Here is a 21,213-nt window from a genome sequence, read left to right as displayed (position 1 = left end):
GGCTTGACAGCGCATTGCTTTGCGCCCAGAGTTTTACCTACCAACTGACAGACAGGTGAAACCATGCAACCTTCTAACCGCTCCTCCGATGCTTCTTCCAACTCCAGTGCCCGTATGAAAATCCATGACTGGTTCAACGGTCCGTACCCTGCCCGAGTGCGCATCGCACTGGCAGAAAAAGACATGCTTTCGCGCATTGATTTCGTGTCGGTCAACTTGTGGACCGGCGAGCACAAGCAGCCGGAATTTCTGGCGATCAATTACTCCGGCACGCTGCCTGTGCTGGAACTGGACGACGGCACGCTGATCGCGGAATGCACGGCCATTACTCAATACCTCGACGCCCTGGATGACAATCCGGTGCTCACTGGCCGCACGGCGCTGGAAAAGGGTGTGATTCACATGATGACCAAACGTGCCGAGATCGAGTTTCTCGACGCCGTCAGCGTCTATTTCCACCACGCCACGCCTGGTCTCGGCCCGCAGGTCGAGCTGTATCAGAACCAGGAATGGGGCCTGCGCATGCGCGACAAGGCGCTAAGGGGCATGCAGTACTTCGACCGTGTGCTGCAGCAACAGCCCTACGTCGCGGGCGATCATTTTTCGATGGCCGATATTGCCGTTCTTGGCGGGATGATCTTCGCGTCTTTGGTGAAGCTGGCCGTGCCCGAGGAATGTGAGGCACTGCGGGCATGGCACGCCAGGGTGCAAGCTCGCCCCAGCGTGCAGCAATGGCAACGGATGGTCGAACGCGGCGCCCCACAGAACTGATGACAGGTCACGTGTCCATCCAAAAACGCATCAAGGCTGTGGCCTGACCGACATCAGGCCGTGGCGCGGTCGCGGTTCAGGTTGAACAGCGTGACACCTGAGCCGCGACGATACTGGGTCGGCGTCACCTGCATTTCGCTGAGAAAGTGCCGATTGAAATTGGACAGATTGCAATACCCCACCTCAAAGCAGATGTCCGCCACCGACATGCGAGTCTGCAGCAAAAGTCGGCACGATTTCTGGATCCGCAGGCCAGGCACGTTGCCTCATGCTCGGGTGCTGTAAACCCGATGCCGGGCCAATGGCTTCAAGTAACCGCGCGGCTTCGGTGGCCGAGGCACCGAAAAACTCCAGTCCGCGCCGGGCCTTTTCAAACAGTGGCTGCAAATCGGGCATCAGCGAGCGCAGGCTGAGCAACGCGCCGTTCCCCCTTTTCCCCTCTCCTCTGTGTCCCTGAATCAACCTCGCATTCACACGCCCCCGAACATTTCTTGTACAAATTTGATATGCGGTACAACATTTCGTCCAAATATAGGCATAATGCCACTACGCGACCCCGCTTCGAGCCTGCCTGGATGCAAACGTGCTTGAGAGCTTTGCTCCATCAAGAGGTGTGACTCCTATGCCGCAGCTTGAAAATTCCGACGTCATGTACCGCCTGCTCATTCAGAGTGTGGTGGATTATGCGATCTACATGCTGACCCCGGACGGCGTTGTCGCCAACTGGAACGCGGGCGCGCAGCGGGCCAAGGGTTACACGGCCGAGGAAATCGTCGGCCAGCACTTCTCGGTGTTCTACACCCCGGCAGATCGCGCCTCGGGTATTCCTCTGCTGAACCTGGAGATCGCGCGGCGTGAAGGACGCTTCCAGGCCGAGGGCCTGCGTCAGCGTAAAGACGGCTCGTATTTCTGGACGAGCGTGGTCATCGATGCCATCTACGACGAAAACGACCGCAGCCGGCTAATTGGCTTCGCCAAGGTGACCAAAGACATCAGCGAAAAGCGCCAGCACGAACTGCAGCTCCTCAAAAGCAAGGAAAAGGCCGAGCAACAGAGCAAGGAACTGGCGTCCCTCTCGCGTTTTCTCGACTCGGTGATCAGCAACATCCCTGCCGCAGTGATCGCTCAGGACGCGCAGACCGGCAAGATTCTGCTGGCCAATCATCAGGCGGCTTATCTGTTCGCCTCGCATCACTCTGAAATGGCCGGCGGTTACGCCAGAGACGTGGTCTCCCCTGCAGCGGCGGCCTTTCTGGATCAGCAGATGGCCAGGGGGTTGCATGACAACCGCATTCATGAGGCTGAAACCCTGGTCGAAACCGCCATCGGTCCGCGCACTTTGCGCAGTCGCGTGCTGCGCGGCCAGCACACGGGCGGTGAATCCGACTATCTGCTGTTCGTCGCCGAGGACGTCACCGAAGAAATTGCCGCGCAGGCGCAGATCCATCACATGGCCCACCATGACGCACTGACCGGGCTGCCGAACCGGACGCGGCTGCGCGAGCAGCTCGACGACGCGCTGACCCGTTCAGGCCAGGCGCAGAAGCTGACGGCGGTGTTGTGCCTCGATCTGGATAACTTCAAGAACATCAATGACGCCCTGGGCCATGCGTTTGGCGACAAGCTGCTGCGGGCGCTCGGCCAGCGTCTGCGCCGCGAACTGCGCGACGACGACACCCTCGCCCGCCTCGGCGGCGACGAATTCGCGGTCGTCCTGCCGAATCTGGATTCCGACGGCGCTGCACAGCTCGCCGCCCAGCGGTTGATCAACGCCGTCGCCACGCCGTTCATGATCGAGGGCCACAGCTGCCTGGTCGGCGTCAGTATCGGTGTGGCCATTGCGCCCACTGACCATGACCAGCCCGAGCAACTGCTGGGTTATGCGGACATGGCGCTGTATGAGGCCAAGCGCAACGGGCGCAACCGCTTCGAGTGCTTCCGCCACGAGCTCGACGAATCGGCGCGCAATCGCCGGGCGGTCGAAACCGAGCTGCGCACCGCCCTGCATCTGGGGCAGTTGCAGATGCATTACCAACCGATCGTCGGCCAGCGCGGCAGCGAAATCTCGGGGTACGAGGCGCTGATGCGCTGGGCGCATCCCACCAAGGGCACGATCATGCCCAATGATTTCATTACCGTCGCCGAAGAATCCGGGCTGATTCATGAGATCGGCAAGCGGGCGCTGAACCTGGCGTGTCAGGAAGCGGCCAGTTGGGAGCAAAGCCATACCGTGGCGGTCAATCTGTCGCCGGTGCAGTTTCGCAACAGCGATCTGGTCGACATGGTCCAACTGGCCCTGGCCGATTCCGGCTTGCCTGCCGGTCGGCTGGAGCTGGAAATCACCGAATCGGTGCTGCTGGAAAACAGCGAAGACAACGTCAATACGCTGCGTGCGCTGAAAGCGCTGGGCGTGACCATCTCGCTGGACGATTTCGGCACGGGTTACTCCTCGCTGGGCTATTTGCGCTCGTTTCCGTTCGACCGGATCAAGATCGACATGTCGTTCGTGCGCGAGATGAACGAGAGCAAAGAAGCGTTGGCGATCATTCGGGCGATCATGGGCATGAGCACCAGCCTGATGATGAAAACCACCGCCGAAGGCGTCGAAAACCAAGAGCAGCTGCAACAGTTGCTCGCCGAGGGCTGCACGCATTTTCAGGGGTATTTCTTCGGCCGGCCGGTGCCGGCGGGTCAACGCGCGGTGGAGATTGCTCAACCGCTCTGACGCTGCGATACGATCGCGAGCGAGCGACGTTGTGTTTCGAGCCTGCGCTCCGCTACGCTCAAGTGCAGTCCAGGCGAACGCGTCTACCTAGGGGATTGAACATGACCAATGCCAGCGAGCGACACATCATCGCCATTGCCAGCATGTTGCGCACGTTGCGCAAGGCCGTGGAGGAGCTTGAACAGCTCGAGCTGCATCAGGTCGAGCCACTGCGGGGTAATCAGACCGTCGACTCGAAACAGTCGCTGGCGCAATGTTTCAGCAGCCTGCAGGCCTCCATCGAGGAGATCGAGGACCTGTTGGCGACGGTGGCCGAGGCGACGGGTGACAGCGGCAAACCGTGAAACCGCAATCGCGCCGCCCGGTGCAGGCCGATCAACATGAATCATCTGCTCGGTGGGTTTTCTTCGGACACCGAGTTGTTCACGCCGACGTCATCCATGTCTTCTTCAAGCATCCCGCCATCGGGATCGAGCGGGCGTTCTCCTTCCGTCGACGCACCGTCAGGTACATCAACCGGCGGATTGGGCATGATGTCCGGTCTGCCCTGTTCCAGTGGTTCGATGGGCGCATCCGCACCCGATCCGCCTTGCATGCGCATTTCATTGTTCACAAGCACCTCCATCGGCCCGTAACGGTCGGGCCACACGCATTCGAGGACGTCGGTTGCACAGGGTTCTGGGAATTGGCTGGACGGTCGACACGCCCCCCACAAGGTTCGATCCTCGACCACTTCGCGTTGATTCCATGCTATGAATTGCCGCTGGAACCGGTGCATGGGCACCGAAGAGGTACTTCGTCTGAATGATGTCCGGTCGGGAGGTTGTGTGAGAGACATTTCGAGCGAGGCCGTGCCGGATCCGGAAGCGGGCATGGCGCCGCAGGAAGGCTGGTTTTCCCGCGAGGATCGGGCGCGCATCGATGAGCTGATGGCGAAACTTCTGACCAGCGAAACCCGGGAAGGCGTTTCGCGCTATCACGCCATGGCCGAGGGCTACCTGCTGGGCTTGCTCGATTGCAACCACGTCAGTCAGCCGCACCACGATGCGGTGCGCCAATATCTTCACAATATCGCCATCGCACGCTTGAAGCGGGTCAAAAACACCCCGCGCAAGTGACGCACTCCTTCAGCGTGCGAGCATCAGCCGGTCCCGGCCTTCCTGCTTGCCCTGATACAGCAACTGATCGGCACGGTTGAGCGCGTCCCGGAACGTCTCATCGGCTTGCAGCGTCACCACCGACAGCGTCGCCGTCAGGCTCAGCGCCGTGCCGTCGGCAAGCCCCGACTGCTGACGGATTTCAAGCATCACGCGTTCGGCGATGTGACGCGCATCCTCAAGGGTCGTGTCCGGCATGAGCACCAGAAACTCCTCACCACCCCAACGTGCCGCGATGTCCGTGGCGCGTACGCAGCCTGAAATGACCGTGGCGATGCGCTGCAGCACCGTGTCGCCGACGTCGTGACCGTGGCGGTCGTTGATCTGTTTGAAATGATCGATGTCGATCAGGACGATGGCCGTGGGGGTTGCCCTGGCGGTGCCGGCACCTTGACGCAGGCGCTGCATGACGCGCCGTCGCGTGTACAGATTGGTGAGGCTGTCGCGGTGGGCCGAGTGAAACAGGTTCATGTGCATGGAGAAGTTGAATCGCACAGAAAGCCCGGTGGCATGCAGCAACAAGGCGGTGGCGGTGAAGGCATTGAACAGCCCGAACAGGTCTTGGGCGTCGGCACTGATGCTGGTGACCGCCACGCGATGGCGGAAGTAAAAACCCAGCACGGCGACTCCCAGAATGGCAGCGCTCAGGCAGCCCCGACGGATCGGCGCTGCCTGGAAACTGAAGGTGATGATCGGGATGGTGCAGAACACGTAAAAATGAAAATTGCTGTCCCAGCCCAGCACCCAGGTGGCGATGGCTGCGTGGGCAACGATTTCAGTGCAGATCAGCATGCCCGCGCAGCGATAGGCACGTCGGCGGATCGCCAGCAGGCAGGCGACGTACGCGGCCATGCTCGCTGCGTTGGTGACCCAGAGAATGGGGATGTCGACGATCACGAACAGGCCGAACAGCAGAATATGGATGGCGAACGCGATCTGCACGATCGGCAGCAGGTGCTTCCAGTATTCAACCGTCGCGTCCCGAGTCACCTGGATACGGTCATCGGCGGAAAGGCGGGTCATCAAGACTACTCAAGTAAAGGGAGGATGAGGCTCGGTCAGGTCAGGGATCTGTAAGAGATGTCGGCTTGGACCACGGCGCCTTGAAGCAGTTTGTCGGGAGTGTGGGTGTGAATGAACGAACGCTCGAAACGGGCGATGCCACAACCGTGCGCGCTGATTGCGCGCACGTTCATGACGGGCTCAGGACACTGCGCGGCTTAGAGCGTCAGCGCGTAGAAACGCGTGTCCACCACCATCAGCGGAAAACTGGCGGGAAGCTGCTGCGGGTCGATCAGCTCGAAGCCATGCTTCTCATAGAACCGGTGCGCCGCCAGAAATTTCGCCGTCGTGCCCAAGTAGATCTTGCGCACGCCACGCGCCCTCGCCGACTCGATCAAATGATCCAGCAGCTGCCTGGCCACGCCGAATTCCCGGCCTCGCCACGCTGCGCCCACGAACATTTTGCGCAGTGCCACGTCACCCTCGCCGATGTCCTTCAGACCAATGGTGCCGATGATCTGACCGTCCTTGCGTGCCACCCAGAAATCGCCGTTGCCGGTCTGATAGAACGACTCGATCTGCATCAGGTCCGGCTGATCCTCGGCGGTGATCTCGATGCCGAATTCGTCTCGCTGAATCGGCACGATCAACGCGACGATGCCCTGTTCGTCACCCGGCACATATCGATCAATGGTGATGCTGTGCATGTCCTCTGGCTCCCCTGCGGCCGATCAAAGCGCGTCATACTGCCCGGACCTTGCGAACAGGTAAACCGCCGGCGTGGCGTTTGTCGGCGAACTGGAAAGCTCAGCAGGAGCCCGGTGGGATGCCGTCCTTGTTGAAGTCCTTCAGTCGCTGTTTTTCAGCCTCGGTGGCATGGGCCGGCACATCGTTTTCCGTGGGCCGTTTTTCCGCCGGCTGCTGTGGCGCAGAAGGTTTGTCGGGCGCGTGTCTTTTTGCATCGGTCATGGTCGGTGTCCTCCATTAGCTTACTGCTTGGGCAGCAGGCTAGCGGCGCAGTTCAGGGTTTCGACCCAGGGCCTGCAACGCTTGATGCAAGGGGTGAAAAGACGCGCGACTGCCTTCGCCGTCTGCGTAGCCGAAAACCCCGGCCGGGCAATAGCGGTCATCGTCCCAGCCGGGGTAATCCAGAAACGGGTACCAGCACAGCCCCTCGATGCAGACACCCCGCGCTCGCGCCGCGGCTAACTGCGTTGCCACGTAGTCGAGCCAGGGGACGCGCTCGTCGCCTTCGGCGCCAGTTTCAGAAAGCAACACCGGCCGACGGTAGCGGTGGTGGACCTCCGCCAGCATGCCGGCCAAGGGTCGAAAATTGGCGTCGCCGCGCAGAATCTTCCCCGCGCTGAGCGTCCATTGGTTCTGCGGATAGAAATTGGCCCCGATGACGTCCAGATACGCTTCGCGGCCACCCAGCCCCGGCCATTGGCGCCCCGCGAGCAGATCCCAGGCTTCGAACTGCGCCAGTCGATAGCCTTCAGCCCGGGAAATGTCGCCAGCGCGCTGGGTACCGGCGATCACGTGGATCAACGGTTCACACTGAACGAAGCGTGCGTCGGGCATGTGCGCCCTGATAGCGTCGATGGCAGCGATGCTGGCGCGCACCAGTTGATGCTTGAGCTCCTGCCCTCGTCCTCGCGCCCCCGGATTGAAGTAGCCGACCTCCCCGCCGGCCCAGCTCCAGAACGAAATCTCGTTGACCGGTGAGTAGGTCGCCGCGGTGATACCCTCCTCGACCATCAACCTTGCAGCCGCGCCGGCGAACCGGGCGAAACGCTCGACAAACGCCGGACGCCAGATATCGAGGTCGTCCGGGTAGCCGTAATGACACAGGTCCCACACCACCTGAATCCCCTGGTCGCGCGCGGCCTGTAAGAGCGGCAGGAAACTGCGCCAGTCGTAGTGGTCCGGACGCGTTTCGATCAAGTGCCAGCGCAGGCCGTCACGGGCACACCTGATACCCAGCTCTGCCAGCCTGGCGTAGTCCTGGCTGGCCCATTTCGCGTGGCCGCTGGAAGCTTGAAGATCCAGCCGTCGACCATCGCCGCGACGCTGGCTCGAACACTCATAGCCGGCCATCACGAATGAACTGAACAGGCGCGAATCACTCATCCCGGCCACCCGCTGGCCGGGCACCTGCAGCGATCATTGGATTTCCAGCTCGCCCGTGGGCGCACTGCTGGAATGTTCTCGTTCGATCCGCTGATAAAGCGCGAGCGCCTGCCCTACCACCTGATCCATGTTGTAGTACTTGTAAGTGCCCAACCGGCCAAGAAACGTCACGCCCGGCGTATTGTCAGCCAGTGTGCTGTAGCGCTTGTACAGTTCGGCGTTTTCCAGGCGCGGGATCGGGTAATACGGCTCGCCCTCGGCGCAGGGAAACTCATAGCTGATGCTGGTGCGCGCATGCACCTGCCCGGTGAGGTGTTTGTATTCGGTAATCCGCGTGTACGGCACCGCCGGATCGGGGAAATTGACCACTGCCACGGCCTGCAAGCGATCTTGCGCCAGTGTCTCGTGCTGAAAACGCAGCGAGCGATAGGGCAATTTGCCAAAGCAGAAATCGAAAAACTCATCGATCGGACCGCAGTAAATCAACTGCTTGAACTGCACGCGGTCACGGACTGCCCTGAAGTCGGTGCCCAGCAGCAGATCGATCCGCGGATGATCGAGAATCCGTTCGAACATGCGCGTGTAGCCATGCAGCGGCATCATCTGAAAGGTGTCGGTGAAGTAGCGATCGTCCTCATTGGTGCGGGTGGGAATGCGCGAAGTGACCGACTTGTCCAGCTCGGAGGGGTCCAGCCCCCACTGCTTGCGGGTGTAACCGCGAAAGAACTTCTCGTACAACTCGCGCCCGATCTGGTTGATCACGACGTCTTCGGACGTGCGGATATCGGCGACCGGCTCGGCCCGTGCGGCGAGAAACGCCTGCGCCTGGTCCTCATCCATGTCCAGTCCGAACAGCGTGTTGAGCGTGGTCAGGTTGATCGGGATCGGCACCAGATGCTCGTCCACACGGGCCAGCACGCGGTGCGAATAGTCCCGCCACAGGGTGAAGCGTGACAGGTAATCGACGATGCGTTGAGCGTTGGTATGGAAGATGTGCGGGCCGTAGCGATGGATCATCACCCCGGCTTCATCGACACAGTCGTAGGCGTTGCCTGCGATGTGCGGACGACGGTCGACCACCAGAACGTTCTGCCCCAGCCCCGCGGCCAGTCGTTCGGCAATCACGCTGCCGGCAAAGCCCGCCCCGACGATCAGATAGTCGTAGGGCTGCCCGTTGTTCAGATGCGACGGGCCATGAATGGCGTGTTCCACGGTTACCTGAGGCATTCGATCTGCTCCTTCATGGCGGCACAGGTGGTTTCCCACGACATGCCTTCGAGCACCTGATCGATGCGTTGCAGGAAGCCGTCTTCGGTTTTTGCCTCAAGCGCGGCCTCGACCGCTGCGATGAAGGCCTCGGCCGACGCGGCGATGGTGACGACGCCCGAATCGCCGTAACCGCGGATCACGTCACGTACCGGTGTAGACACCACAGGGCATCCACCGGCCAGGTATTCAGGCGTTTTGGTGGGGCTGATGAAGCGGGTCGACTCGTTGATCGCAAAGGGCATCAGGGCAACGTCCCAGCCCGCCAGGTAGTTCGGCAATTGTGGGTAGCCTTTGGGGCCCAGGTAATAAATGTTCGGTCGGCGTGGCAGCGACGCGGGGTCGATCTTCACCACCGGGCCGATCAGAATCAGCTGCCAGTCAGGCCGCCTGGCCGCCAACTCATCCACCAGTGCAATGTCGAAACGCTCGTCGATGACCCCGAAAAAACCCAGCCTGGGGTGTGCGATGCCGGATTGGTCGGCGGGCTCGGGCAACGTCTGCCGCGCCGCCGCGAAGTGCGCGATATCCACGCTGCTGGGCAATGAATGGGCGTTGCGGTGTTGTCTGGATTTGGCTTCCCACAGGCTGTACCCGCCGGTAAACACCACATTGGCGCGGGACATGAGCCTTTGCTCTTTTTCCAGCAGGTCCGGTGGCGCGCCCTTGAAGGCAGACAGTTCGTCCATGCAGTCGAAGATCGTGACCTTGGCGTGCAGGTGGTCGGTGAACGTCAGGCTCATCGGCGTCAGGTACCAGAGCAGCAACTCGGCTGCCGCGTGCCCGGCCAGATAATCATCGAGCAGTTGACGCTGCGCGGCGTAGACCTGCGACTGACTCAAACCCCACGGCAGGTGCGGCACCAGCAGCGTAATGCCGGCGACGGGTTGCGCCACTTCAAGTGTGTATGCACTGCCCTCGGCGAACAGCGGCTCCTCGAAAAACAGCACGTCGTAGTCTTTCGCCAGATGCGTCATGACATGCTGCGGGCGCTGATAGACAAAGCCCCAGCGCAAGTGCGACAGGCACAACAGGGTCGGTTTTGCGCAGGCAGCGATCGCCGGTTCGGAGTCGACGTGAACGGGAGAAAGATGGAACGGCCGGGCTTCAAGATTCATATCGAATTCCTTTTTGGGAGCGGAATCGAGTCTGAAGCCCTGTGTCCGGCTTCGACGGCACTCGTGTACTGACAGTGCCGTCGCGTGATCTTGCATCACAGGGTGCCACTTCACTGCATGTGATGCCCAAGCGATCCCCGCCGTTCAGTCTCTCTGGCGATAAACCCGATGAACCGCACACCGGCGAGCATCTCGCTTGAACTACTGGGCAGCCCTGTCTCCCTAACTGTTACGCGTCAATGTCGCCGCAGGGTGTCAGACGATCAAGCAGTCCGGCAGCCCGCAGTCGCCGAGCCAACAGGTAAACGGAGACGCATGATGATCTTGATAACCGGCGGCATGGGTTACATCGGTACGCATCTGGTGCTGGAACTGATGGAGGACGGCGAAGACGTCATCATTCTCGACAACCTCTGCAACAGCTCCCGAACGACGCTGGACAACATCACCCGGATCACCGGCCGACGTCCCGCGTTCATCGAGGGCGATGTCAGGGACCGGCAAACCCTCGATGAACTGTTCGAACGCTACCCCGTCGATGCCGTGATTCACTGCGCGGGATTGAAGGCCGTTGGCGAGAGCGTGCGCGAGCCGCTGCGGTATTACGACAACAATGTCGGCGGCAGCGTGATCCTCTGCCAGGCGATGGCCGATGCAATGATCTTCACCCTGGTGTTCAGCTCCTCAGCCACGGTCTACGACGACTGCGCGGTGATGCCGATCAACGAACGTTGCGCGACTGGCCACCCCTCCAACCCCTACGGGCAATCGAAACTCATGGCGGAAAACGTCATGAAAAGCATGGTCGATGCCGAGCCGCGCTGGTCGGTCGGCTTGCTGCGCTACTTCAACCCGATTGGCGCCCACGAGTCAGGCAATGTCGGAGAAACCTGCTCGCTGACGCCGAACAATCTGCTGCCCTACTTGCTCCAGGTGGCAAGCGGGCAGCGCCCGGCGCTGTCGGTTTTCGGCACCGATTACTTGACGCCCGACGGCACCGGCATTCGCGATTACGTGCATGTGATGGATCTCGCGGAAGGGCATCTGAAAGCGTTGCATGCGCTGCGCCTGACCCACGGTGTTCATGTCTGGAACCTGGGTACCGGCCTTGGGCATTCGGTGCTTGAGGTGGTCAAGGCCTTCGAGCGAGTCAGTGGCGTTGCCGTACCGCTGACCTACGAGCCACGCCGCGCCGGCGACATCGCGCAATGCTGGGCGGACCCGGCCAAGGCCTTGCGTGAACTGGGCTGGTCGGCCCATCGCTCGCTCGACTGCATGCTTGCCGATGCGTGGCGCTGGCAACTCAGCAGCCAGAGCGCTGACGGCGCACGGTTGATCGGCGCGGTCGCCCTGCCTGGCATCGGCCTCGTCGCGGCGCAACCCCGCAGCGCGCAACCACTCAGCACACATCCGAGCGGCGCGCCGCTGGCCTGATTCGACCCGCGCAGGTTTGCCGCAGTACCGCCAGTCAGCTGAGTCGAACCACCTTGCAGCCGCTCATTCCAACGCGTATGCACAGCAAAATGCTGCGCCAGGAGGTTGTGATGAACAACGTAGAAACCACGCTTCAGGGCGGCATGGGCGGTGACGATCCGCTTCCCGTGTCGCCTGATCCGCTGTCACCCCGTCGCACCGATCTGAATCCCAGCGACCGGCCTGATGCCGACCAGTTGCCTGATAACGACGGCGAGACGCCGGCCGACACCGACGAGCAAGCGCAACGCCAACAAGAGATGCCGGATGTCGATGTGGACAGCGCCGAGATGGACGACCAGCCCAACCCGCGTTAGCAGTGCCGGGTGCGCCGCTGCGTTGCGCCACCGGTAAGAACGCAGCGGCAACACATTTTGCGGAGGATATTTCAATGTCTGCGCATTTCATTGACCTGTTCACTCACCCCGGCCACGCCTGGCGGGACATTCGCGACGAAGAGGCCCGGCACCCGCGGCATTACATGGCGCATCTGGTGCTGCTCGCCCTGATTCCCGTGATTGCGCTGTTTGTGGGCACCACTCAAGTGGGTTGGAGCCTGGTGGGCGACGAGATTGTCAAACTGGCGCCCTCAAGCGCATTGCAGCTGTGCATCTTGTTTTACTGCAGCATTCTCATCGGCGCCGTGATAATGGGCGGGTTCATCCGCTGGATGTCCCGCTCGTTCGATGCGCGTCCGAGCCTGCATCAGTGCATCGGTTTTGCGGGGTATACCGCCACGCCGTTCTTCATTGCCGGGCTTGGTGCGCTTTACCCCAGCAGATGGCTGGCACTGGCGGTCCTGTTGCTGGCGGCGGCCTATTCGACCTTCCTGTTGTTCATCGGCATTCCGACCTTCATGCGTCTCAAAGACGAGCAGCAAGGCTATCTGTATGCCGCCTGCGTGTGGGGTGTGGGCTTGTTGCTGCTGGTCACCACCCTGGTGAGCATGATCCTGTTCTGGTTCAACGATTTGATGCCGGGGTATGTGCGCTGAAGGCGTTGCCCAGTGATGCGCGGGCTTAGCGGCGCAGATTGAGCAATACGCCGATTTTTCGCCTGAGCGACCGTCAGGCACTCGACACCCGTGGTTCAGGCCTTTAGCCTGCCTGCTCATCAAATGCCCTGAGACACTCTTCATGCAGGACTTGATTCCCCGTGTTTGACGAATTTGGCGCAAAGCCCTCCATCGACCTCAGCTTGCTGGGCGGCAGTTATTCGCCTGTTGCGCTGATCGAGCGCGAACGGCGCGTGCTGGGCCAGATCGCCGCGGGCATGCCGCTGGCGGAGGTGCTCAACGACCTGCTGCTGGCCGTCGAAGCGCAAAGCCAGGACATGATGGCGTCGGTGCTGTTCCTCAGCGAGGACGGCCAGTACATGTTGCACGGCGCCGCGCCCAGCCTGCCGGCGGCGTATAACGAAGCCATCCATGGCATTGCCATCGGCGAAGGCATTGGCTCGTGCGGTACGGCGGCGGCGCGTGGAACGCCGGTGTACGTGCAGGACATTGCCGCCAGCCCGTTGTGGGATGGCTTCGCCGATCTGGCGGTGTCCCACGGGTTGCGTGCGTGCTGGTCGATGCCGATCAAGGCCGCAGACGGAAAGATTCTCGGCACCTTCGCGGTGTATTACGGCGAGCCTCGCACGCCGATGCCCAGTGACATCGAAGCCATCGCGCTGATTGCCCAGACGGCCGCGCTGGCCATCGAACGGCACCGGTCCGATCAACGCCTGCGCCGCAGTCAGGACGCCCTGCGCGACCTCAATTCGGAGCTTGAGCGCAAGGTCAACGAGCGTGCCACTGAACGCAGCCGCACCTGGCTGTTGAGCAATGACTTGCTCTCGGTGATCAATGATCAGGGCGTCATCGAGGCGTCCAATCCAGCCTGGACCATCACCCTGGGCTGGTCGCCAGAAGAACTGCTGACCCCCTTCATGTCCTTCGTCCACCCAGACGATGTGCGCGCCAGCGAGGCGGTATTCACACAGGCGGCCAACGGTCGGCCGGTTTCCCGCTTTCAGAATCGCTTCCGCCATCGCAACGGTCAGTATCGCTGGCTGGCCTGGGTGGCCGTGCTGGAGGACGGCAAGGTTTACTGCAGCGGCCGCGACATCACCCTGGAAAAGGAACAGGCCAACAGCCTGGCGATCCGCACCCGCGAGCGCGACCGTGCGTGGGGCCTTTCCCAGGAGCTGCTGGTGATCGCTTCGCCTAACGGCACGCTGGATGAAGTCAACGCACGTTGGACCGAACAATTGGGCTGGACCGAGCGCGAACTGGTCGGCACAACGTTCAGCGACTACACCCATCCCGACGATCTGATGCCGGCACTGGCCGCGTTTTCCGGCATTTTCGAGGCGCCATTGATCGTGCCGTACGAGTACCGTCTGCGGCACAAGGACGGCTCCTACAAGTGGTTCAGCTGGACCGGCACCTTCGAAGATGGCCGCGTGTACGCAGCAGGGCGGCACGTCACCATCGAGCGCGAGCAAGCCGAGGCGTTACGCCAGTCGCAGAAAATGGAAGCCGTGGGTCAGTTGACCGGCGGCGTGGCGCACGACTTCAATAATCTGATGACGGTGATCCGCTCCTCCACCGACCTGTTGCTGCGCCCTGGCCTTGATGAAGCGCGCAGGGTTCGCTATGTGACGGCGATTTCCGAGACCGTCGACCGTGCCGCCAAACTGACCGGGCAATTGCTCGCATTCGCCCGCAGGCAGACGCTCAAGCCTGAAGTGTTCAGCGTCTGCAACAACGTCAGGGCCATCAGCGGGATGATGGGCACGTTGACCGGTTCGCGGATCGAGTTGATCAGCGAGCTGGCAGACGCGCCCTGCCTGGTCAACGCCGACCCGAGCCAGTTCGACACGGCGTTGGTCAACATGGTCGCCAACGCCCGGGACGCGATGCGAGGCGAAGGCAGGCTCACCCTGGCGGTGCGTCCGGTTGAATCGATGCCCTCGGTGCGCCTGCATCCCGCGCTGGACGGCCCTTTCGTTGCCATTTCCATCACCGACACGGGCACCGGTATTCCGGCCACTCAACTGGAGAAAATCTTCGAGCCGTTCTACACCACCAAAAATGTGGGTGAAGGCACGGGGCTGGGGTTGAGCCAGGTGTTCGGTTTTGCCAAACAGTCCGGCGGCGAGATTTCAGTGGCCAGTGAGCTCGGCAGAGGCACGACGTTCACGCTGTATCTTCCGCGGGTAACGGGCAGCGTAGAAAAGCTGGAGACCGATGCGCCGCCGCTGCCCCTTGAAGATGGGCACGGCACGTGCGTGCTGGTGGTGGAGGACAATGGCGATGTCGGCACCTTCGCCGTGCAGGCATTGGCCGAACTGGGTTACACGACGGTGCTGGCGGCGAATGCTCAGGAGGCGTTGAGCGAACTGGGCAAGGATGCCAGCCGGTTCGATGTGGTGTTCTCTGACGTGGTCATGCCCGGCATGAGCGGTATCGAACTCGGCCACGCGATCCGCGCGATGTTTCCCGCGCTGCCGGTGGTGCTCACATCGGGATTCAGTCACGTCCTCGCCCAGACCGGCACCGATGGCTTCGAGCTGTTGCACAAGCCGTATTCCATCGATCAGCTGTCGCGCATGTTGCTCAAGGTGTCGGCGCGTAATCAGTAAAGCCGCGGCCTCTTCAACGAGGCAGCGGCTTGCGTGCTGTGGCCAGCCGAATCAGCGGCGGGCCAGCGCGGCGCTTTCCAGAGCAACGTGCTCCACCGACGACGCCTGAGCGACGGACGCACGCTGGCGCACGAAATATTCGACGGCAGCCGCCAGCCACATCGAGTAAGTCACCAGCTCAACGCCCTCCTCGACTGCCGTCTTGGCCAGTCGCGCATAGCCGTCGCTCAGAATCAGATGCCACAACGCGCCCATGCCGAACAGGCGCGAAAACACCAGCACGCCCAGACCTGTCGAGATCGTGCCGAAGGTTGGCGTGCGGGCGAACGCCGCGAGGGCATCGAACGTATCGCTGCGATTGGCCGACTTGAAAGCGGTGACGATACAGGCAAGCGCAATCACGCTGAAGGGCCAGCACCATGCACTGTGGCTGATGGGGTCAAACAGGCCATCGAGTTCACGCATCAGCAGACACGCGAAAAAGCCCCCGGCCAGCACTCGAAAACCGCGTTGCTGTGGCGCGCCCGGCGCAAACCAGAACAACAAGGCGCTGGCGAACAGCATGATTTCCTGAGTGACCTCAGTAAACGAAATTTCCAGAATGTCGGTATGGAATACGGCGATGTCGAGCCAGATCATGGCAAATGCGATCCCGGTCAGCGCCAGCTTGAGCAGTACTGTGATCGAGGCGTTTTTCAGGTCGTCTTGTGTGCTTTGCAATGTGTTTCCCCTGTCCTTCCCTCAAATGAGGGTAAATGGTCGAGGGGATATAACGATATTTTCACAAAACTATCACATTTCTTTTACAAATTGTTTCTATCGAGCAGATTGATAGAAGCTTTGCGGAGTTTACAGGTCGGCATCGGTAGCTGTCTTCCACACACGGCTGCGCCCGGTGGGACTGCGACAACCCGCCGTCTAGAGCGGCTCTCGATATCGCTGTATAGTTTTGTGCATATCGACTGTCGAGTGCCTGATGCCTTCCCTGACCCCGCGTTGTATTGCGCCGCTGAGTATTTTGTTACTAATGTTTGCGATGCTGGCAGCGCTGCTGCTCGGTCGCTTCGCTATCCCGATCTCGGAGCTGTTCAGATTTCTTGCCGCGGCGTGCGGCTTCGGGCAGATGCCTGTTGGCCGCTATCAGCTGTTGCACAGCCTCATCTTCGAGGCGCGCCTGCCGCGCGTTATCGCTGCCGTCCTGGTCGGGGCCGGACTGTCGGTATCGGGCGCCGCTTACCAGGCAGTGTTCCGAAACCCTCTGGTTTCACCCGGCCTGCTGGGCGTGCTCAGCGGCTGTGCGTTCGGGGCTGCCCTCGGCATCATCTGGCAGCTGTCGCCACTGGCAGTTGCGTTAATGTCTTGCGTGACCGGACTGATCGCCGTGGCGACCGGCGTCGGCATCGCCCACCTGTTTCAAACCTCCTCCATTCTCCTGTTGGTACTCGGCGGCATCGTCGCCAACGCGCTGTTCACCTCGCTGTTGTCGATCACCCAATACCTCGCCGATCCGGTGGATCAGTTGCCGTCGATCGTCTATTGGCTGCTGGGCAGTCTCAGCGCCGTTGATCGTCACACGTTGACGCTGGTTGCGCCGTGGCTGGCGTTTGCCATCGTGCTCATGTGCCTGGCCGGGCGTGCGATCGATGCACTGTCCCTCAGTGACGACGAGGCGCACAGCCTCGGCGTGCCGGTTCAGCGCATCCGCTACGGCGTGATCGTGCTGGCCACCTTGATTTGCGCCCTGACCGTCAGTCTGGCGGGCATGGTTGGCTGGATCGGGCTGCTGGTCCCGCATCTGGCGCGGCTGCTGGTCGGCCCAGGCAACGGCCGACTGCTGCCCGTCAGTGCCTGTCTGGGCGGCGTGTTTCTGCTGGCGGCCGATGGGGTGGCGCGAAGCGTGAGCACCGGTGAGATTCCGCTGGGGATCATCACTGAACTCTTCGGCGCCATCGCCTTCGTGCTGGTGCTGCATCGCGTGCGCAGAGGCTGGTTATGACGGTGTTCGCGGCCGAGCGCCTGCGCTATCGGCTGGGCCAACGCCTGATCCTCGACGATGTGTCGTTCAGCGTGCGCCCCGGCGACAACATCGCCCTGCTGGGCGCCAATGGCGCCGGCAAAAGCACGTTGCTGCGGATCCTCCTCGGCTTGCTCAAACCGGCGGCGGGTCAGGTGACCCTCGCCGAGCAGCCATTGCAGCAGCTATCCCGCCGCGCCATCGCCCGACAGCTGGCTTATGTACCGCAAAGCCACGTGCCGAGCTTCCCGTTCAGCGTGACGCACATTGTCGCCCAGGGCCGGCTGCCCGCTACTGGGCTGGGCCATGTAGCCGACGGCGCCGATGCCGAAAGCGTCGAGCGCGCGCTGGTCGAGCTCGGCATCGAGCACCTGCGTCATCGGCCCTACACCGAGCTGTCCGGCGGCGAGCGACAGCGGGTGCTGATTGCCCGGGCCATGGTGCAGCGCGCTCGCCTGATCATTCTCGACGAGCCAGTGACCGGGCTCGATTACGGCCATCAGCTGCGCCTGCTTGCGCTGCTCGAACGCCTCGCTGCCCAGGGCCTGAGCATCGTGTCGAGCACCCACCGGCCCGAGCACGCACTGGCCTGCGCCAACCGCGTGCTGGTGCTCCATGAAGGTCGATTGCTCGCCGATGGTCCGCCGCACGCAGTGATCACCTGCGATTTGCTGCTGCGCCTGTACGACGTACACGTCAGGCAGGTCGAGGCCGACGGTCACCGTTTTTTTGTTCCTTGCTGAGTCCTTGTCGATGAAACGCAGTCTGTCGTCACACCTTGCCTTCGCGCCGCTGTTGTTTGGCAGCACCGTCCCTCTGGCCCATGCGCAGGCGCTGGATCTCGCACCTGTGGAGGTCAACGCCGACGATGCGCTCGCCCGACAGGCGCGAGACAAATCCGCGACGCTGGGGCCAATGGGCCAGCGCCGTCTGCAGGACACGCCCTACTCCATCAGCGTCATGTCGCAGGATCTGATCGACAGCCAGCAGCTGAAAAGCTTCAAGGACATCATCCGCTATTTGCCTTTGGTTCAAGCCGATGGCGCACGGCCGCAGACCCGTGGTCTGCAGGGCAGCGTCGTGCAGAACAGCCGGCTTGACGGGCTCAATGTGGTCTCGACCACCGATTATCCCGCCGAGCAACTGGGCGGCGTCGAGGTGCTCAGCGGTCTGTCGGGCTCGCTGTATGGCCCGGCCAATCCGGCAGGCACCTTCAACCTGCTGTCGAAACGACCGACCGACTTCACCCGCAATCGCGTCACTTTCGGCGTCGGCACGGGCTTGAGCTGGCTGAAAGCCGCGGATCTGAGCGGGCCGTTCGATCCGCAAGGCCACGTCAAATACCGCCTCAATGTCGCGGACGAGCAAGGCCACAGCTATGCGCCGGGCAGCACGTTACGCCGGCAGTTGGCGAGCCTGGCGACGGATGTGCAGATCGACGACGACAGTGTCATCGAGACCAACTTCAGCCACTACAACTACCTGTCCAAGGGCCTGCCGGGCAAATTCGCGGTGGCGTCAGGCGTTGCGCTGCCCCATGCCCCGGATCCTTCACGCAATCATCTGGGCCAGAACTACGCAGGCGACGACAACACCACCGACACTGCCAGCGCACACTTCAAGCATGACCTGGACGGCAACTGGAAACTCGACATCGGCGCGCTGCGCCAGATCGCCGATCGTGAGTCCACGGCGGTGACCAACACACTGAATAACGACCGCGGCGACTATCGCACGTCGGTCTCCAGCGCGACGGCCAGTCGGTTCACCATCAACAGTTACCTGGCGAACCTTAATGGCAGCGTCTACACCGGCCCGGTCCGCCATGAGCTGACGTTCGGCCTGAGCGGTTTCGACTGGGATAACTACAACCCGGTGGCAGGCAGCACGCAGACCCTGGGCAACGCTTCGCTGAATGACCCGAGCCAGTTTCCGGAGCCTGATTATCCGGACTTCACCCACCGCTACCATTCGGCCAATGCCCGGCAACGCTCCTTCATCGTCGGCGACACGCTGAGCTTCACGCCGCAGTGGAGCCTGATGCTCAGCGGCAGCCAGAGCCGCTTGACGGCCGACAGTTACGCGCTCACCGGCGCGCACACGTCGTCGCAGGATTCCGGCATCAGCACCGCCAGCAGCCTGATGTACAAACCCGTCGACGACCTGACGGTTTACCTGACCTATGCCGACAGCCTGCAACAGGGCGACAGTGCCGCCGCAGGCAGCAGCAACGCTGGCAACATTCTCTCGCCCTATCGCAGCCGCATGTGGGAGCTGGGCAGCAAGTGGGTGGTCAGTGGCGTGAACCTTTCCCTGGCAGCGTTCCAGATCAAACGCCCTTTTGCCTACACCCAGGCCGACAAGGTCTACGCCGTCGCCGGCGAGCAGCGCAACCGGGGCCTCGAGTTTCTCGCCGATGGCAACCTGACGCAGAACCTCAAGATGTACGGCGGCATCACCTGGCTCGATCCCAAACTGCTGTCCACCGCAGATCCCGACACGCAGGACACGCGCATCGTCGGCCTGTCGCGCACGACCGCCAGCCTGCTGACCGAGTACCGCATCGATCAGGTGCCGGGACTGGCGGTCAACCTCAACGCCCGTTATGCCAGCGCTCGCCCGGTCGATGACCGCAACGATCACTGGGTCGGCAGCTACGAAACCTTCGACGTCGGCGCCAGCTACAGCACACGGTGGCTTGAGCGCGACACGACCTGTCGACTGGAAGTCACCAACGTCGGCAACGCGCATTACTGGACCAATATCGTGCCCGGTGGACTGAACGGCTACACCGGTGCCGGACAGGCCAGCGCCACACCCGCCGCGCCGCGCATGTTGCAGGCGTCGATTCAGGTGGACCTGTGATGCGCCGGGTGCCAGGCCGCCGTTGGGTCGCCTTCGTGCTCGGCCTGTTGAGCGCCGGGGTGACGGTCTGTGCAGTCGCCGACGCCAGCGCGCCCGGCGCTGCGCGACGGGTCATCGACGACAGCGCAAACACGGTGATTGTCCCCGCGCAGCCGACCCGCATCGCCGGCGCCTGGTATGCACATCACGTGCTGCTCATGACCCTGGGCGCAGGTTCGCGCATCGTCGCGACGGTCAACCACCCGCACAGTCAGCCGTGGATGTTCAAAGTCCTGCCGACACTGAACGACGCCCTCAGCGTCCCGGGCACCGCGTTCAACGTGGAAAGCCTGCTGGGTGCGCAGGCGGATCTGGTGTTCACCTCGCTCGGCGATCGTCAGGCGCAGGCCTACGAACAGGTCGGCCTGCCCGTGATGCGCATGGGTTACACCGACCTGCCAGGCCTTGAGCGTTCGCTGATTGCCACGGCGCAGGCGCTGGGCGGCAGCCAACCGATGAACCGCGCCCAGGCTTACAACCAGTATCTGGAGCAGCAGATCGCGGCGGTCAGGCAAGGCGTAAAAGACATTCCCGTCGAGCAGCGTCCGCGCGTGCTGCACGTCGCGTCGGTGAACCCGCTGATCGTCGACGGCAGCGACACCCTGATCGATGACTGGATCACACTGGCCGGCGGACGTAACGCGGCCGTCGGTCTCAAAGGCAACCTGCAGCGGGTTTCCGCCGAGCAGCTGCTGGTGTGGCAGCCGGACGTGATCATACTGGCGGCCGGCGCGGGCGATCTGGACAAGGCCGCCCAGCGCCAATTGCTCAGCCAGTTGACGGCCGTCAGGCAAGGGCATGTGCTGCGCAATCCCGCGGGTGTTTTTCCGTGGGACCGTTACGGCACGGAAGTCGCGTTGCAGATCATCTGGGCCGCACAGGCACTGCATCCGTCGCTGTTTGCCGACATCGACATGGCCCAGCGAACGATGAACTTTTACCGCAGGTTCTTCGATTACCCGCTCAGTCGCGACGAGGCCGACCTGATCCTCCAGGGATTGCCGCCGAAAGGGTGAGTCGGCT

Annotated in this window: 21 protein-coding genes and 1 pseudogene; 12 read left to right on the top strand and 10 right to left on the bottom strand. The window is 62.1% G+C overall.

Annotation, left to right across the window (positions count from 1 at the left end):
• Positions 1 to 114: 114 nt before the first annotated feature.
• Positions 115 to 771: a glutathione S-transferase gene (locus AAGQ88_RS13370; protein ID WP_342655804.1), complete on the top strand. Its 657-nt coding sequence runs from the start codon at positions 115 to 117 to the stop codon at positions 769 to 771.
• A gap of 53 nt (positions 772 to 824) precedes the next feature.
• Here the strand turns inward: AAGQ88_RS13370 and AAGQ88_RS13365 are convergent.
• Positions 825 to 1,191: pseudogene (locus tag AAGQ88_RS13365) on the bottom strand (helix-turn-helix domain-containing protein); the annotation flags it as partial.
• 202 nt (positions 1,192 to 1,393) lie between these two features.
• On the opposite strand from AAGQ88_RS13365, the gene AAGQ88_RS13360 reads away from it, so the two are divergent.
• Positions 1,394 to 3,496 (top strand): EAL domain-containing protein, encoded by a 2,103-nt coding sequence (locus tag AAGQ88_RS13360; protein WP_342655664.1) that lies wholly within the window; start codon positions 1,394 to 1,396, stop codon positions 3,494 to 3,496.
• A gap of 101 nt (positions 3,497 to 3,597) precedes the next feature.
• Positions 3,598 to 3,840: a hypothetical protein gene (locus AAGQ88_RS13355; protein WP_342655663.1), complete on the top strand. Its 243-nt coding sequence runs from the start codon at positions 3,598 to 3,600 to the stop codon at positions 3,838 to 3,840.
• Positions 3,841 to 3,881: 41 nt separating this feature from the next.
• On the opposite strand, the gene AAGQ88_RS13350 is transcribed toward AAGQ88_RS13355, so the two are convergent.
• The gene (locus AAGQ88_RS13350) at positions 3,882 to 4,109 is read right to left on the bottom strand and encodes a hypothetical protein (protein ID WP_342655662.1); all 228 of its coding nucleotides are present in this window, start codon (positions 4,107 to 4,109) and stop codon (positions 3,882 to 3,884) included.
• 214 nt (positions 4,110 to 4,323) lie between these two features.
• Between AAGQ88_RS13350 and AAGQ88_RS13345 the strand changes: the two genes are divergently transcribed.
• On the top strand, positions 4,324 to 4,614 hold the full coding sequence (locus tag AAGQ88_RS13345; RefSeq protein WP_342655661.1) for a hypothetical protein: 291 nt from the start codon (positions 4,324 to 4,326) through the stop codon (positions 4,612 to 4,614).
• A 9-nt stretch (positions 4,615 to 4,623) separates the two neighbouring features.
• On the opposite strand, the gene AAGQ88_RS13340 is transcribed toward AAGQ88_RS13345, so the two are convergent.
• The 7 genes from AAGQ88_RS13340 to AAGQ88_RS13310 form a co-directional block, all read right to left on the bottom strand.
• Positions 4,624 to 5,676, bottom strand: a complete 1,053-nt coding sequence (locus tag AAGQ88_RS13340; protein WP_342655660.1) for a diguanylate cyclase — start codon at positions 5,674 to 5,676, stop codon at positions 4,624 to 4,626.
• 35 nt (positions 5,677 to 5,711) lie between these two features.
• Entirely contained in the window at positions 5,712 to 5,849 is a 138-nt protein-coding gene (locus AAGQ88_RS13335) for a hypothetical protein (RefSeq protein ID WP_342655659.1), read from the bottom strand.
• Positions 5,850 to 5,873: 24 nt separating this feature from the next.
• Positions 5,874 to 6,362, bottom strand: a complete 489-nt coding sequence (locus AAGQ88_RS13330) for a GNAT family N-acetyltransferase (RefSeq protein ID WP_342655658.1) — start codon at positions 6,360 to 6,362, stop codon at positions 5,874 to 5,876.
• 100 nt (positions 6,363 to 6,462) lie between these two features.
• Positions 6,463 to 6,624 (bottom strand): hypothetical protein, encoded by a 162-nt coding sequence (locus AAGQ88_RS13325; RefSeq protein ID WP_342655903.1) that lies wholly within the window; start codon positions 6,622 to 6,624, stop codon positions 6,463 to 6,465.
• Positions 6,625 to 6,663: 39 nt separating this feature from the next.
• On the bottom strand, positions 6,664 to 7,785 hold the full coding sequence (locus AAGQ88_RS13320) for a beta-glucosidase (protein ID WP_342655657.1): 1,122 nt from the start codon (positions 7,783 to 7,785) through the stop codon (positions 6,664 to 6,666).
• A 33-nt stretch (positions 7,786 to 7,818) separates the two neighbouring features.
• Positions 7,819 to 9,012, bottom strand: a complete 1,194-nt coding sequence (glf, locus tag AAGQ88_RS13315) for a UDP-galactopyranose mutase (RefSeq protein ID WP_342655656.1) — start codon at positions 9,010 to 9,012, stop codon at positions 7,819 to 7,821.
• A complete protein-coding gene (locus tag AAGQ88_RS13310) occupies positions 9,000 to 10,169 on the bottom strand; it encodes a glycosyltransferase family 1 protein (RefSeq protein ID WP_342655655.1) in 1,170 nt (389 codons plus the stop codon). The genes glf and AAGQ88_RS13310 overlap by 13 nt, the downstream gene beginning before the upstream one ends.
• A gap of 318 nt (positions 10,170 to 10,487) precedes the next feature.
• Here AAGQ88_RS13310 and galE point away from each other — a divergent pair, with 318 nt between their 5' ends.
• From galE to AAGQ88_RS13290, 4 genes are all read left to right on the top strand, one after another.
• A complete protein-coding gene (gene galE, locus AAGQ88_RS13305; protein ID WP_342655803.1) occupies positions 10,488 to 11,603 on the top strand; it encodes a UDP-glucose 4-epimerase GalE in 1,116 nt (371 codons plus the stop codon).
• A 110-nt stretch (positions 11,604 to 11,713) separates the two neighbouring features.
• Entirely contained in the window at positions 11,714 to 11,959 is a 246-nt protein-coding gene (locus AAGQ88_RS13300) for a hypothetical protein (protein WP_342655654.1), read from the top strand.
• A gap of 74 nt (positions 11,960 to 12,033) precedes the next feature.
• Positions 12,034 to 12,636, top strand: coding sequence for a Yip1 family protein (locus AAGQ88_RS13295; RefSeq protein ID WP_342655653.1), 603 nt, complete (start codon positions 12,034 to 12,036; stop codon positions 12,634 to 12,636).
• Between the two features lie 161 nt (positions 12,637 to 12,797).
• On the top strand, positions 12,798 to 15,272 hold the full coding sequence (locus AAGQ88_RS13290; protein ID WP_342655652.1) for a PAS domain-containing protein: 2,475 nt from the start codon (positions 12,798 to 12,800) through the stop codon (positions 15,270 to 15,272).
• 51 nt (positions 15,273 to 15,323) lie between these two features.
• On the opposite strand, the gene AAGQ88_RS13285 is transcribed toward AAGQ88_RS13290, so the two are convergent.
• Complete coding sequence (locus AAGQ88_RS13285; protein WP_342655651.1) at positions 15,324 to 15,992, bottom strand: hypothetical protein; 669 nt, start codon at positions 15,990 to 15,992, stop codon at positions 15,324 to 15,326.
• Positions 15,993 to 16,299: 307 nt separating this feature from the next.
• Between AAGQ88_RS13285 and AAGQ88_RS13280 the strand changes: the two genes are divergently transcribed.
• The 4 genes from AAGQ88_RS13280 to AAGQ88_RS13265 are packed head-to-tail and all read left to right on the top strand — an operon-like array spanning position 16,300 to position 21,206.
• On the top strand, positions 16,300 to 17,268 hold the full coding sequence (locus AAGQ88_RS13280; protein WP_342655650.1) for an iron ABC transporter permease: 969 nt from the start codon (positions 16,300 to 16,302) through the stop codon (positions 17,266 to 17,268).
• Positions 17,265 to 18,029 (top strand): ABC transporter ATP-binding protein, encoded by a 765-nt coding sequence (locus AAGQ88_RS13275; RefSeq protein WP_342655649.1) that lies wholly within the window; start codon positions 17,265 to 17,267, stop codon positions 18,027 to 18,029. Before AAGQ88_RS13280 ends, AAGQ88_RS13275 begins: the two co-directional genes overlap by 4 nt.
• 10 nt (positions 18,030 to 18,039) lie before the next feature.
• On the top strand, positions 18,040 to 20,151 hold the full coding sequence (locus tag AAGQ88_RS13270) for a TonB-dependent receptor (protein ID WP_342655648.1): 2,112 nt from the start codon (positions 18,040 to 18,042) through the stop codon (positions 20,149 to 20,151).
• Positions 20,151 to 21,206 carry an ABC transporter substrate-binding protein gene (locus AAGQ88_RS13265; RefSeq protein ID WP_342655647.1) on the top strand — a complete coding sequence of 352 codons (1,056 nt, stop codon included), beginning with the start codon at positions 20,151 to 20,153 and terminating at the stop codon, positions 21,204 to 21,206. The genes AAGQ88_RS13270 and AAGQ88_RS13265 overlap by 1 nt, the downstream gene beginning before the upstream one ends.
• Positions 21,207 to 21,213 lie beyond the last annotated feature (7 nt).

The organism is Pseudomonas sp. F3-2, assembly GCF_038804275.1.
Taxonomy (GTDB): Bacteria; Pseudomonadota; Gammaproteobacteria; order Pseudomonadales; family Pseudomonadaceae; genus Aquipseudomonas.
Note: the sequence above shows the minus strand (reverse complement) of the source record. Positions and strands in the feature narration are given on the sequence as shown.